Source organism: Amycolatopsis sp. Hca4 (assembly GCF_013364075.1).
Taxonomy (GTDB): Bacteria; Actinomycetota; Actinomycetes; order Mycobacteriales; family Pseudonocardiaceae; genus Amycolatopsis.
The window spans coordinates 4,868,912-4,882,609 of the sequence record NZ_CP054925.1 but is presented as its reverse complement, the minus strand read 5'-3'; the positions used below and the strand labels follow the sequence as shown (position 1 = coordinate 4,882,609).

The 13,698-nt window shown below is 65.0% G+C and carries 7 protein-coding genes and 3 rRNA genes; 8 read left to right on the top strand and 2 right to left on the bottom strand.

The window, feature by feature from the left end:
• Window positions 1–178: 178 nt before the first annotated feature.
• From HUT10_RS21230 to rrf, 3 genes are all read left to right on the top strand, one after another.
• Window positions 179–1,699, top strand: a 16S ribosomal RNA gene (locus HUT10_RS21230).
• Between the two features lie 306 nt (window positions 1,700–2,005).
• Window positions 2,006–5,126 (top strand): 23S ribosomal RNA (locus tag HUT10_RS21225).
• A gap of 64 nt (window positions 5,127–5,190) precedes the next feature.
• A 5S ribosomal RNA gene (gene rrf / locus HUT10_RS21220) occupies window positions 5,191–5,307 on the top strand.
• Together the 16S, 23S and 5S rRNA genes form the textbook arrangement of a ribosomal RNA operon.
• A gap of 253 nt (window positions 5,308–5,560) precedes the next feature.
• On the opposite strand, the gene HUT10_RS21215 is transcribed toward rrf, so the two are convergent.
• Window positions 5,561–6,013, bottom strand: coding sequence for an Lrp/AsnC family transcriptional regulator (locus HUT10_RS21215; RefSeq protein ID WP_176172825.1), 453 nt, complete (start codon window positions 6,011–6,013; stop codon window positions 5,561–5,563).
• Window positions 6,014–6,124: 111 nt separating this feature from the next.
• On the opposite strand from HUT10_RS21215, the gene HUT10_RS21210 reads away from it, so the two are divergent.
• From HUT10_RS21210 to HUT10_RS21190, 5 genes are all read left to right on the top strand, one after another.
• A complete protein-coding gene (locus HUT10_RS21210) occupies window positions 6,125–6,547 on the top strand; it encodes a rhodanese-like domain-containing protein (RefSeq protein WP_176172824.1) in 423 nt (140 codons plus the stop codon).
• Window positions 6,548–6,562: 15 nt separating this feature from the next.
• Window positions 6,563–7,309 carry a type 1 glutamine amidotransferase gene (locus HUT10_RS21205; RefSeq protein WP_176172823.1) on the top strand — a complete coding sequence of 249 codons (747 nt, stop codon included), beginning with the start codon at window positions 6,563–6,565 and terminating at the stop codon, window positions 7,307–7,309.
• A gap of 94 nt (window positions 7,310–7,403) precedes the next feature.
• Complete coding sequence (locus tag HUT10_RS21200; RefSeq protein WP_176172822.1) at window positions 7,404–8,537, top strand: inorganic phosphate transporter; 1,134 nt, start codon at window positions 7,404–7,406, stop codon at window positions 8,535–8,537.
• Window positions 8,538–8,566: 29 nt separating this feature from the next.
• Window positions 8,567–11,542 carry a bifunctional [glutamine synthetase] adenylyltransferase/[glutamine synthetase]-adenylyl-L-tyrosine phosphorylase gene (locus HUT10_RS21195; protein WP_176172821.1) on the top strand — a complete coding sequence of 992 codons (2,976 nt, stop codon included), beginning with the start codon at window positions 8,567–8,569 and terminating at the stop codon, window positions 11,540–11,542.
• Window positions 11,543–11,556: 14 nt separating this feature from the next.
• A complete protein-coding gene (locus HUT10_RS21190) occupies window positions 11,557–11,982 on the top strand; it encodes a thioesterase family protein (protein WP_176172820.1) in 426 nt (141 codons plus the stop codon).
• A gap of 66 nt (window positions 11,983–12,048) precedes the next feature.
• Here the strand turns inward: HUT10_RS21190 and glnA are convergent, their stop codons facing one another.
• A complete protein-coding gene (gene glnA, locus HUT10_RS21185; protein ID WP_176172819.1) occupies window positions 12,049–13,473 on the bottom strand; it encodes a type I glutamate--ammonia ligase in 1,425 nt (474 codons plus the stop codon).
• Between the last annotated feature and the right edge of the window lie 225 nt (window positions 13,474–13,698).

Sequence of the window (13,698 nt, the reverse complement as noted above, 5' to 3'; positions counted from 1 at the left end):
GAATATCGCTTGGAACAACTGCCGAGGATTTAGCCGCCGATAAGGCGGGTGGATTCAGAGTGTGTTGCTTGAGAACTCAACAGTGTGCTAGTGAACTAAGCCAGTAGAGCTTATATGAAACCCCTCGTCGGGGTTTCCTTTGAGAGCAATACATTTGCCTCGATTGAATTCGAAGACATTGTTGGAGAGTTTGATCCTGGCTCAGGACGAACGCTGGCGGCGTGCTTAACACATGCAAGTCGAACGCTGAACCACTTTCGGGTGGGGATGAGTGGCGAACGGGTGAGTAACACGTGGGTAATCTGCCCTGCACTCTGGGATAAGCCTTGGAAACGAGGTCTAATACCGGATATCACTTCCCTGGGCATCCAGGGTTGTTGAAAGTTCTGGCGGTGCAGGATGAACCCGCGGCCTATCAGCTTGTTGGTGGGGTAGTGGCCTACCAAGGCGACGACGGGTAGCCGGCCTGAGAGGGTGACCGGCCACACTGGGACTGAGACACGGCCCAGACTCCTACGGGAGGCAGCAGTGGGGAATATTGCACAATGGGCGCAAGCCTGATGCAGCGACGCCGCGTGAGGGATGACGGCCTTCGGGTTGTAAACCTCTTTCGCCAGGGACGAAGCGCAAGTGACGGTACCTGGATAAGAAGCACCGGCTAACTACGTGCCAGCAGCCGCGGTAATACGTAGGGTGCGAGCGTTGTCCGGATTTATTGGGCGTAAAGAGCTCGTAGGCGGTTTGTCGCGTCGGCCGTGAAATCTCCACGCTTAACGTGGAGCGTGCGGTCGATACGGGCAGACTTGAGTTCGGTAGGGGAGACTGGAATTCCTGGTGTAGCGGTGAAATGCGCAGATATCAGGAGGAACACCGGTGGCGAAGGCGGGTCTCTGGGCCGATACTGACGCTGAGGAGCGAAAGCGTGGGGAGCGAACAGGATTAGATACCCTGGTAGTCCACGCTGTAAACGTTGGGCGCTAGGTGTGGGCGACATCCACGTTGTCCGTGCCGTAGCTAACGCATTAAGCGCCCCGCCTGGGGAGTACGGCCGCAAGGCTAAAACTCAAAGGAATTGACGGGGGCCCGCACAAGCGGCGGAGCATGTGGATTAATTCGATGCAACGCGAAGAACCTTACCTGGGCTTGACATGCGCCAGACATCCCCAGAGATGGGGCTTCCCTTGTGGTTGGTGTACAGGTGGTGCATGGCTGTCGTCAGCTCGTGTCGTGAGATGTTGGGTTAAGTCCCGCAACGAGCGCAACCCTTATCCTACGTTGCCAGCGCGTTATGGCGGGGACTCGTGGGAGACTGCCGGGGTCAACTCGGAGGAAGGTGGGGATGACGTCAAGTCATCATGCCCCTTATGTCCAGGGCTTCACACATGCTACAATGGCTGGTACAGAGGGCTGCGATACCGCGAGGTGGAGCGAATCCCTTAAAGCCGGTCTCAGTTCGGATCGCAGTCTGCAACTCGACTGCGTGAAGTCGGAGTCGCTAGTAATCGCAGATCAGCAACGCTGCGGTGAATACGTTCCCGGGCCTTGTACACACCGCCCGTCACGTCATGAAAGTCGGTAACACCCGAAGCCCATGGCCCAACCCCGTAAGGGGAGGGAGTGGTCGAAGGTGGGACTGGCGATTGGGACGAAGTCGTAACAAGGTAGCCGTACCGGAAGGTGCGGCTGGATCACCTCCTTTCTAAGGAGCACAACACATCCCGGCCTTCGGGTTGGGAGTGGCTGAGGCTTAACACCCGTACGTGGTGTTGTCTCGGTTGCTCAAGGAATTGTGGAACTACTGGTTTATGTGTTCGTGTGGTGATGAGGTCGCCGGCTAGTACTGCGAAGCTTGCTTCGCGTGGAAAGTTGGCCTGCCGAGTCGGGCGCGGGCATGTTCCTGGCACGCTGTTGGGTCCTGAGGCAACACGCCTTGGGCTAACCCCCGAGGGACGTTTGTTTCTGGTGTGGTGTTTGAGAACTGTAGAGTGGATGCGAGCATCTTTGTGGTCAAGTTGTTAAGGGCACATGGTGGATGTCTTGGCTTCAGGAGCCGATGAAGGACGTAGGAGGCTGCGATAAGCCTCGGGGAGCTGTCAACCGAGCTGTGATCCGAGGATTTCCGAATGGGGAAACCCAGCACCAGTGATGTGGTGTTACCCGCACCTGAATATATAGGGTGTGTGGAGGGAACGCGGGGAAGTGAAACATCTCAGTACCCGCAGGAAGAGAAAACAACCGTGATTCCGTGAGTAGTGGCGAGCGAAAGCGGAAGAGGCTAAACCGTTTGCATGTCAAGCTGTCAGGCGTTGTGCAGACGGTGTTGTGGGACCCGCCTTGAAGAGGCTGACACTTCTTCGGGTTGTTGTGCTGGTTAGTGGAACCGCTTGGGATGGCGGGCCGGAGTGGGTGAGAGCCCCGTACGCGAAAACCAGTTTCAAGGACCTTGGTGGTGTTCCCGAGTAGCAGCGAGCTCGTGGAATTTGCTGTGAATCTGCCGGGACCACCCGGTAAGCCTAAATACTTCCTGAAGACCGATAGCGGACGAGTACCGTGAGGGAAAGATGAAAAGTACCCCGGGAGGGGAGTGAAAGAGTACCTGAAACCGTGTGCCTACAAGCCGTCAGAGCCTTTGGGTGATGGCGTGCCTTTTGAAGAATGAGCCTGCGAGTTAGTGCTGCGTGGCGAGGTTAACCCGTGTGGGGTAGCCGTAGCGAAAGCGAGTCTGAATAGGGCGATTGTAGTCGCGTGGTCTAGACCCGAAGCGGAGTGATCTACCCATGGCCAGGGTGAAGCGACGGTAAGACGTCGTGGAGGCCCGAACCCACTTAGGTTGAAAACTGAGGGGATGAGCTGTGGGTAGGGGTGAAAGGCCAATCAAACTCCGTGATAGCTGGTTCTCCCCGAAATGCATTTAGGTGCAGCGTCACGTGTTTCTTGCCGGGGGTAGAGCTACTGGATGGTCTAGGGGCCTTACCGGGTTACCGAAATCAACCAAACTCCGAATACCGGTTAGTGAGAGCGTGGCAGTGAGACGGCGGGGGATAAGCTTCGTCGTCGAGAGGGAAACAGCCCAGAACACCAGCTAAGGCCCCTAAGTGTGTGCTCAGTGGGAAAGGATGTGGGATTGCCCAGACAACCAGGAGGTTGGCTTAGAAGCAGCCACCCTTGAAAGAGTGCGTAATAGCTCACTGGTCAAGTGGTCCTGCGCCGACAATGTAGCGGGGCTTAAGCACACCGCCGAAGCTGTGTCATTGACACAATAGATCCATGCGAGCCCTTGAGGTTTGTGTGTAGTCGTGTTGATGGGTAGGGGAGCGTCCTGCACCCAGGGAAGCCGTGGCGGAAGCTAGCGGTGGAGGGTGTGGGAGTGAGAATGCAGGCATGAGTAGCGAATGCAGAGTGAGAAACTCTGCCGCCGGATGACCAAGGGTTCCTGGGCCAGGCTAATCCGCCCAGGGTAAGTCGGGACCTAAGGCGAGGCCGACAGGCGTAGTCGATGGACAACGGGTTGATATTCCCGTACCCGAGCATGTGCGCCCATGACGAGGCGTTTGATACTAACCACCCAAAGCCGCGGTTTGAAGCCTTCGGGTGGATGACTGTGTGTGGAGCGTGGGACCTGATTTCGTAGTAGTCAAGCGATGGGGTGACGCAGGAAGGTAGCTCCGCCAGGCGATGGTTGTCCTGGTATAAGCGTGTAGGCCGAGTGGTAGGCAAATCCGCCACTTATATAGGCTGAGACGTGATGTGTAGCCGTTTGAGGCGAAGTAGAGTGATCCTATGCTGCCGAGAAAAGCCTCTAGTGAGTGCATGCACGGCCCGTACCCCAAACCAACACAGGTGGTCAGGTAGAGAATACCAAGGCGATCGGGTGAACTGTGGTTAAGGAACTCGGCAAAATGCCCCCGTAACTTCGGGAGAAGGGGGGCCAAACATCCTGAAGCTCTTCTCGAGCTAGGGGTGGGTGGCCGCAGAGACCAGCGGAAAGCGACTGTTTACTAAAAACACAGGTCCATGCGAAGTCGCAAGACGATGTATATGGACTGACGCCTGCCCGGTGCTGGAACGTTAAGAGGACCGGTTAACTCCTTCGGGGGTGAAGCTGAGAATTTAAGCGCCAGTAAACGGCGGTGGTAACTATAACCATCCTAAGGTAGCGAAATTCCTTGTCGGGTAAGTTCCGACCTGCACGAATGGCGTAACGACTTTCCGGCTGTCTCAACCACAGGCCCGGCGAAATTGCACTACGAGTAAAGATGCTCGTTACGCGCGGCAGGACGGAAAGACCCCGGGACCTTTACTATAGTTTGGTATTGGTTTTCGGTTCGGCTTGTGTAGGATAGGTGGGAGACTGTGAAGCTGCAACGCTAGTTGTGGTGGAGTCGTTGTTGAAATACCACTCTGGTCGAATTGGGAATCTGAACCTCGGGCCATGATCTGGTTCAGGGACAGTGCCTGATGGGTAGTTTAACTGGGGCGGTTGCCTCCTAAAGGGTAACGGAGGCGCCCAAAGGTTCCCTCAGCCTGGTTGGCAATCAGGTGTTGAGTGCAAGTGCACAAGGGAGCTTGACTGTGAGACAGACATGTCGAGCAGGGACGAAAGTCGGGACTAGTGATCCGGCACCTCCTGGTGGAAGGGGTGTCGCTCAACGGATAAAAGGTACCCCGGGGATAACAGGCTGATCTTGCCCAAGAGTCCATATCGACGGCATGGTTTGGCACCTCGATGTCGGCTCGTCGCATCCTGGGGCCGGAGTAGGTCCCAAGGGTTGGGCTGTTCGCCCATTAAAGCGGCACGCGAGCTGGGTTTAGAACGTCGTGAGACAGTTCGGTCCCTATCCGCCGCGCGCGTAGGATACTTGAGGAAGGCTGTCCCTAGTACGAGAGGACCGGGACGGACGAACCTCTGGTGTGCCAGTTGTTCTGCCAAGGGCATGGCTGGTTGGCCACGTTCGGAAGGGATAACCGCTGAAGGCATCTAAGCGGGAAGCCTTTTCCAAGATGAGGTATCCCACCCCTTTGTGGGTTAAGGCCCCCAACAGACCATTGGGTTGATAGGCCAGAAATGGAAGCACAGTAATGTGTTGTCGAGTTGACTGGTACTAATAGGCCGAGGACTTGCCTACAAAGATGTTACGCATCCACTCTACGGTTCTGAAACACCACACCAGGTGTGTTGTTTCAGAGTGTTTCGGTGGTTTTAGCGTCAGGGAAACGCCCGGTCCCATTCCGAACCCGGAAGCTAAGCCTGACAGCGCCGATGGTACTGCAACCGAAGGGTTGTGGGAGAGTAGGACACCGCCGAACTTACTTAGGAGAAGGGCCTGGGCCCGGTAGAGACGGAAACGTCTCCCGGCCCAGGCTCTTTTCTCATATCCGCCCCCGGTCACGCGAGTCCCGCCTCCAATCACGCGAGATCCGGCTTGAATCACGCGGGTCCCGCTCCGGATCACGCGAGATCCGAGCGCGACTTGCCCGGGCCGGCCACCGTGTCGCCTCCCCAATCACGGGTGATGCCCCTCCAGACACGCGTAATGCCTCCCGGATCACACGCAAGACCTCAAACCAACCCCGGCCGGCCCACCGCCCGGCCCCGCAACGGCGACGACAGCACCAGCGACGTGCTCGTTTCCCCGTACCGCTGCACCTTCTCCAGCAGCTCCTCGAGCTCCGCGGTATCCCGGCACAGCACCCGCAGGACCCAGCACTCCTCACCCGTCACGTGATCCGCGGCCACCACCTGCGCCAGCGGCAACACCGCCGTCCGGAACCGCGGCGTGTCCAGGCTCCTGACCCGAGCGCGCACCAACGCCTCGATCGGCAACCCCAGCTTCGTCGTGTCCACTCTCGCCGCGTACCCGGTGATCACGCCGCGCTCCTCGAGCCGGCGCACCCGTTCCGTCACCGCCGAACCGGACAGCGACACCCGGCGCCCGAGCTCCGAGAAACTCAACCGCCCGTCGGACTGGAGGAGCTCCAGCAGGCGCCAGTCGACGTCGTCGAGGTGGTCCACCGCAACTCTCCCGGGTTCGCAGGGCCAGAACAGGGAAATCCCCGGCCGGCCCGGGATTCCACGCCGATTGTGCCCTGTCCGGAAACCCCTGTGCCCAGCAGGATTTACCCCATGACACGCACCCTCGCCTACCCGGCAGCGCCCCCGGAGGCCGCCGCGAAGCACTTCGCGGCCGAACTCGCCTTCGAGGTCGATCCCGACGATCTCGTCCAGGACCTCGAAGCCGGCCGCACCGACGGCTACGTCGTCGTCGAGACGCGGGCGCCCGAAGCCTTCGCTCACGCCCGTATCCCCGGCGCGATCAACCTGCCCTACCGGGACCTGACCGCGGAAAGCACGGAGCACCTCGACCGCGACCTCGTGTACGTCTGCTACTGCGAAAGCACCGTCTGCAACGCCGCCACCAAGGGCGCGCTCAAGCTCGCGCAGCTCGGCTTCAAGGTGAAACGGCTCTCCGGCGGCATCACCGCCTGGATCGCCGCCGGCTACCCCGTCGAAGGGACCACCGAACCCGCGATCCGCTGCGCCTGCTGACCTACCCTGGACACCGTGACCCGAATCCTGATCATCCAGCCGGACGCGTCGGACCCGGTGGGCCCCCTCGGCGACTGGCTGACCGAGGCCGGCGCGGAACTCGACGTCCGCCTGCTGCCGGAGCAGCACCTGCCCGAGCTGGACGGCTACCGGGCCGTCGTCTGCCTCGGCGGCGGCATGGGTGCCGAAGACGACGCCAAACACCCGTGGCTCGCCGACGTCCGGCGCCTGCTGAGCGAGGCGGCCGCGCAGAACCTGCCCACCCTGGGAGTCTGCCTCGGCGCTCAGCTGCTGGCCGTCGCGACCGGCGGCCGCGTCGAGGTCGCTCCCGACGGGCCCGAGGTCGGTCCGCACCTCGTCAACAAGAAAGACGCAGCGTGGACCGACCCGCTGTTCGCCGACCTGCCGCTCCTGCAGGACGTCCTGCAGTTCCACACCGACGCGATCACCCGGCTCCCGCCCGGCGCCGAGCTGCTCGCCTCCTCACCGCGCTACGCCCACCAGGCCTACCGGCTCGGGCGGTGTGTCTACGGTGTCCAGTTCCACATCGAGACGACCCCCGAGGTCGTCGAGAGCTGGGCCGCGGAATGCCCCGAGGAAGCCGAATTCGCCCGCCCCGGCTCGCTCGAGCACGAAACGCTGGTCACCGTGCACGCCGACATCGCCGAGACGTGGCGCCCGTTCGCGCACCGGTTCGTCAAGCTGGCCGCCGGGGAGCTCGAGCCGGCCGTGACGAGTCAACGGACATTACCGTTGGCTTAACGACAGAGGTCACAACCAGCAACATCCTGTTAACGGCGGGCGCACCCGTCAGGTACCTTGCGGGAGGAGTCCCCACAAGGGTGCGGAGGTCGGGGTGCAACCCTCGTTGCTGGTCGTGGTCGTCGTCGTCACGGCCCTCATTTTCGATTTCACGAACGGGTTCCACGACACCGCGAACTCGATGGCCACGTCGATCGCCACCGGGGCGCTCAAGCCCCGGGTGGCGGTCGCGATCTCGGCGGTGCTGAACCTCGTCGGCGCGTTCCTGTCGGTCGAAGTTGCGAAGACGATCTCCAGCGGTCTGGTCGACGACACGAAGATCGGCCCGGCGATCGTCTTCGGCGGCCTGATCGGCGCCGTCGTCTGGAACCTCGTGACGTGGTTCGTCGGGCTGCCGTCGAGTTCCTCGCACGCGTTGTTCGGCGGCCTGATCGGCGCCACCTGGATCTCCGCCGGCACCGATTCGGTCCACTTCGGAAAGATCGTCGAGAAGGTCCTGGTCCCGGCCGCGGCCAGCCCGGTCATCGCCGGGCTCGTCGCGATGGCCGCCACCTACCTGGTCTACCGCTTCCTGGTGCGCGGCCGCCCGGCCACCCGCGGCTTCAAGGTCGGCCAGATCGTCTCGGCGTCCCTGGTCTCGCTCGCGCACGGCACCAACGATGCCCAGAAGACGATGGGCGTCATCACGCTCACCCTCGTCACGGCCGGCAGTCTCCCCGCGGGTGCCTCGCCACCCGTCTGGGTGATCATCAGCGCCGCCTGCGCGCTCGCCCTCGGCACCTACCTCGGCGGCTGGCGCATCACGCACACCCTCGGCAAGGGCCTGACCGACATCGAAGGCCCGCAGGGCTTCGCCGCCCAGACGAGCTCGGCGCTGGTCATCCTGGTCTCGTCGCGGCTGGGTTTCCCGCTGTCGACGACGCACGTCTGCTCCGGCGGGATCGTCGGCTCCGGTGTCGGCCGCCGGGAAGCGCCGGTCCGCTGGCGGATGGCGGGCCGGATGGTGATCGCCTGGCTGTTCACGCTGCCCGCGGCGGCGATCGTCGGCGCGATCTCCGGCAAGGTCGCCTCGCTCGGCGACGCGGGCACGATCGCGGTCGGCCTCGTCGGGGCCGGCGTCGGCCTCGGCATCTACCTCCTCTCGCGGCGCCACCCCGTCACCGCACACAGCTTCCAGGTGCCCGAGCCGACACCCGCCGGAACCGAGCCGGGCCGGCTCGCGGCCTGAGCGGCCGTCCCCGGCTACGGTGGTCGGTGATGGCAGACCGCGCGCGAACGACCGTTTCGGCGGCGAGGTACGGCTTCACCGACGCCCGTGCCGAGGGGCAGTTGCGCGCGGCAGGCTGGTGGTCCGACGCCGGCCCGGCCGAGCCGGCCGCCGACGTGCTCGCGGCGTTGTCCCGCACCGCCGACCCGGACCTCGCGCTGCGCGGGCTCGACCGGATCCGCGAGGCCGACGCCGCCGAATGGGCCGACCTCGAAGCGCAACTGCGCACCCACCGGACCTTCCGCGGCCGCTTCCTCAGCGTGCTGGGGACCTCGAGCGCACTCGCGGACTTCCTCGCCGCGAACCCGGACCAGTGGCGCTCGCTCACCGCGGACAAGTGCACCGACTCCGCCTGCTACCGCGAAGCCCTCCGCACGGCGCTCCTGGCCGATGACGGATCGGTGCTCACCGGCCTGAAAGCCGAGCAGGCGCTGAAGGTCGCCTACCGTGGTCAGCTGCTCGGCATCGCCGCCGCCGACCTCGGGCACGTGGTCGAAGCCGGGCTCGAGCACCCGGGCTACGCCGAGGTCGCGGCGCAGCTGACCGAGCTCGCGGAGGCCGCGCTCGCCGCCGGGCTGGTCGTCGCCGAGGCCGAAGCCGGCGCGTCCGCCGAAGGCACCCTCGCGATCATCGCGATGGGCAAGTGCGGGGGCCGGGAGCTCAACTACGTCAGCGACGTCGACGTCATCTTCGTGGGCGGGGGTGACCTCGGCCTCGCGACGCGGCTGGCGAGCACGATGATGCGCGTCGTCGACAGGGCGTGCTTCGAGGTCGACGCGGCGCTGCGCCCGGAAGGCAAGGCCGGCGCGCTCGTCCGCACGGTGGACAGCCACCACGGCTACTACCAGAAGTGGGCCAAGACCTGGGAGTTCCAGGCGCTGCTCAAGGCGCGGCCGGTGGCGGGGGACGCCGAACTGGGCCGCCAGTACGCCGAGATGGTGGCGCCGCTGGTGTGGTCGGCGGCCGACCGGGAGAACTTCGTCGGCGAGGTGCAGCAGATGCGCCGCCGGGTCGAGGGCCACGTGCCGTCCGAGCACGCCGAGCGTGAGCTGAAGCTGGGCCGCGGCGGCCTGCGCGACGTCGAGTTCGCGGTGCAGCTGCTGCAGCTGGTGCACGGCCGGGTCGACGCGGCCCTGCGCTCGCCGTCCACGATGGACGCCCTCGAGGCGCTCGGCGAAGGCGGCTACGTCGGCCGCCAGGACGCCGCCGAGCTGGGCGCGTCCTACGAGTTCCTGCGGATGATCGAGCACCGGCTGCAGCTGCGGCGGCTGCGTCGCACCCACCTGTTCCCGGCGCCGTCGGACACCGTCGAGCTGCGCATCCTCGCCCGGGCGAGCGGGATCAAGGCCAGCGGCGGCAAGAGCCAGGGCGAGACGCTGCTCGCGGAGTTCCGGCGGCACGGCCAGGGCATCCGGCGCCTGCACGAAAAGATCTTCTACCGGCCGCTGCTGCAGTCGGTCGCGAACGTCCCGACCGAGGCGCTGCGGCTGACCACCAAGCAGGCCGCCAGCCGACTGGCCGCGCTCGGTTACACCGCGCCAGACGGAGCGCTCCAGCACATCAAGGCCCTCACGGCGGGCGTCTCTCGGCGCGCGGCGATCCAGCAGGCGCTGCTGCCGGTGCTGCTCGACCTCTTCGCCGACACCCCCGACCCCGACGGCGGCCTGCTGTCGTACCGGAAGGTGTCCGAGGCGCTGGAGGAAACCCCGTGGTACCTGCGGGTCCTGCGCGACGAGGGCACGGTCGTGGAGAACCTGGCCTTCCTGCTCGGCACGTCCCGGCTGGTGCCGGACCTGCTGGTCCGCGCGCCGGAGGTGCTCCAGCTGCTCGGCGACCCGGCCCGGCTGCTGGGCCGCACGCCCGCCGAGGTGGCGACGTCGCTGCGGGCCGCCGTCCGGCGCCAGCCGGGGTTGAAAACCGCCGTCGGCGCCGCGCGATCGTTGCGGCGGCACGAACTCCTGCGCATCGCGTGTGCGGACCTGCTGGGGCTGCTGGACGTGCCGGCGGTCTGCGAAGCGCTCTCTTCGGTGTGGGTCGCGGTGCTGCAGGGCGCGCTGGCGGCGGCGTTCCGCCAGCGGCAGGCGGAACTCGGCCGCACGCCGGCGCGCATCGCGGTCATCGGCATGGGCAGGCTCGGCGGCGCGGAGCTCGGCTACGGCTCCGACGCGGACGTCCTCTTCGTGTGCGAGCCGTCCAAAGGGGTTTCGGACGCCGACGCCGTCAGGTTCGCTTCGTCGGTCGCGGAGACGGTCCGGAAGATGCTGGGCGCGCCGAGTTCCGATCCGGGCCTGGTCGTCGACGCCGACCTGCGGCCGGAGGGGCGCAGCGGGCCGCTGGTCCGGACGCTGGAGTCCTACCGCGCGTACTACGCGCGGTGGGGCGAGGTGTGGGAGGCGCAGGCCCTGCTGCGCGCGCGGTTCATCGCCGGCGACGAAGAGCTGGGCGAGCGCTTCATCGCGATGATCGACCCGATCCGCTACCCCGAAGGTGGCCTGGACGCGACGAAGGCGCGTGAGATCCGCCGCATCAAGGCCCGCGTCGAGACCGAGCGCATGCCCCGCGGCGCCGACGCGACCCTGCACACGAAGCTCGGCCGCGGCGGTCTCGCCGACGTCGAGTGGACGGTGCAGTTGCTGCAGCTGCAGCACGCGCACGAGGTGCCCGGGCTGCGGACGACGTCGACCCTCGACGCGCTGGCGGTGCTCCCGGAGGCGGGCCTCGCCGAGCAGCCGGAGGCGGACTCGCTGACCGAGGCGTGGCTGCTGGCGACCCGCGTGCGCAACGCGGGGATGCTGGTGCGCGGCAAGGCGGTCGACCAGGTGCCGAGCTCGGGCCGCGACCTGGCGGCGGTGGCCCGCGTCCTCGGCCAGTCGGCGGGCGACGACCCCGGTGAGTTCCTCGACTCGTACCGCCGCATCACCCGCCGGGCGCATGCGGTGGTGGAGCACCTGTTCTACGAGGCCTGACCTAAGGTGGCCGGGTGACCGATCGCGAGCCTTTCCGGACCCGGATCAAGGTCCGGCACTACGAGCTGGACACCCTGGGCCACCTCAACCACGCCGTCTACCACTCGTACGGGGAGGTCTCCCGCCTGGAGCTCCTCGAGGCGGCGGGCGCGGTGAAGGGCCTGCCGGGGGTGGCATCGGTGCTGCTGGAGACGCACGTGGTGTTCCGCCGCGAGCTGCGAGCGGGCGACGAAGTCGACGTGACGTGCGACGTGCAGTTCGGCACCGGCAAGACGTTCAAGATGAACTCGAACATCATCAAGCTGGACGGCACCCTGGCGGCGGAGATCCAGTGCACGCTGGGGCTGATGGACCTGGAGCGCCGCAAGCTGGTGGAGGACCCGCGAGGCCGTTTCGAGGCGGCGGGCGCGGACCTGAGAGTTTTGTCGACGTCGGAGTAGAAGAAACGCCGGCGGCGAGGGCTTTTCGCTCCTCGCCACCGGCGTGTCCGTGGGCGTCCTAGCGGATCACACGTCGTAGTACAGAGCGAACTCGTACGGGTGCGGGCGCAGGCGCAGCGGGTCGATCTCGTTCTCGCGCTTGTACGAGATCCACGTCTCGATCACGTCCGGGGTGAACACGCCGCCCTCGAGGAGGTAGTCGTGGTCGGCCTCGAGCGTGTCCAGGACCGTGCCGAGGTCGCCCGGGACCAGCTTGACGTCCTTGGCCTCCTCGGGCGGGAGCTCGTAGAGGTCCTTGTCGATCGGCTCCGGCGGCTCGATCTTGTTCTTGATGCCGTCCAGGCCGGCCATCATCATCGCCGAGAAGGCCAGGTACGGGTTGCCCGAGGAGTCCGGGCAGCGGAACTCGGCGCGCTTGGCCTTCGGGTTGTTGCCCGTGATCGGGATGCGGACGCAGGCCGAGCGGTTGCGCTGCGAGTAGACCAGCGAAACCGGGGCCTCGAAGCCCGGGACCAGGCGGTGGTAGGAGTTCACCGTCGGGTTCGTGAAGGCCAGCAGGCTCGGGGCGTGCTTGAGCAGGCCGCCGATGTAGTGGCGCGCGGTGTCCGACAGGCCGGCGTAGCCCGACTCGTCGTGGAACAGCGGCTGACCGTCCTTCCACAGCGACTGGTGGCAGTGCATGCCCGAGCCGTTGTCGCCGGCGAGGGGCTTCGGCATGAACGTCGCCGTCTTGCCCGCCGCGAACACCGTGTTCTTCACGATGTACTTGAACAGCTGCAGGTCGTCGGCCGCGTGCAGCAGCGTGTTGAACTTGTAGTTGATCTCGGTCTGGCCGGCGGTGCCCACCTCGTGGTGCGCGCGCTCGATCTCGAAACCGGAGCCCTGCAGGTTGCGGACGATCTCGTCGCGCAGGTCGGCGAAGTGGTCGACCGGCGGGACCGGGAAGTAGCCGCCCTTGAACTTCGTCTTGTAGCCCTGGTTGCCGCCGACCTCGTCGGCGCCGGTGTTCCACCAGCCCTCGATCGAGTCGATCTCGTGGAAGGAGGCGTGCTCGGCGGAGTCGAAGCGGACCGAGTCGAAGATGTAGAACTCGGCTTCGGGGCCGAAGTAGACGTTGTCGGCGACGCCGTACTCGGAGATGTACTGCTCGGCCTTGCGCGCGATGTTGCGCGGGTCGCGGCTGTACGCCTCACGGGTGAAGGGGTCGTGCACGAAGAAGTTGAGGGCGAGCGTCTTCGCCTTGCGGAACGGGTCGATCCGGGCGGTGGCCGGGTCCGGCAGCAGCAGCATGTCGGACTCGTGGATGGACTGGAAGCCGCGCACCGAGGAGCCGTCGAACGCGAGACCCTCTTCGTAGGCCTCTTCGGTGAAGGCCTTCGCGGGGACCGTGAAGTGCTGCATCACGCCGGGCAGGTCGCAGAACTGGACGTCGATGACTTCGACGTCCTCATCGGCGATGAGGCGCTGGATGTCGTCTGGAGTAGTGGGCACCCTCGGTGACTCCTTCTCGTTCGAGCTCGTACGGCAGTGCTCTCTTCGGCTCACGCTAAAAGTGCGGTGTTGCCCGACCGTCACCCATATGTTTCGCCGGTGTTAACGGGTGGTCGATATCGGGTATCCGACCAGGTCGGATGTGGTCCGCGCCACCGGCATACCCTAGACGGGTGGCGAGGTGGACCGGTGAATGGCTGCCCGGCACCGGAGACGGTGGCCAGG

What these genes read in the sequence shown, in the direction of transcription:
- HUT10_RS21210 (WP_176172824.1), top strand. Translation starts at nt 6,125, where the DNA reads ATGACACGCACCCTCGCCTACCCGGCAGCGCCCCCGGAGGCCGCCGCG.
- HUT10_RS21195 (WP_176172821.1), top strand. Translation starts at nt 8,567, where the DNA reads ATGGCAGACCGCGCGCGAACGACCGTTTCGGCGGCGAGGTACGGCTTC.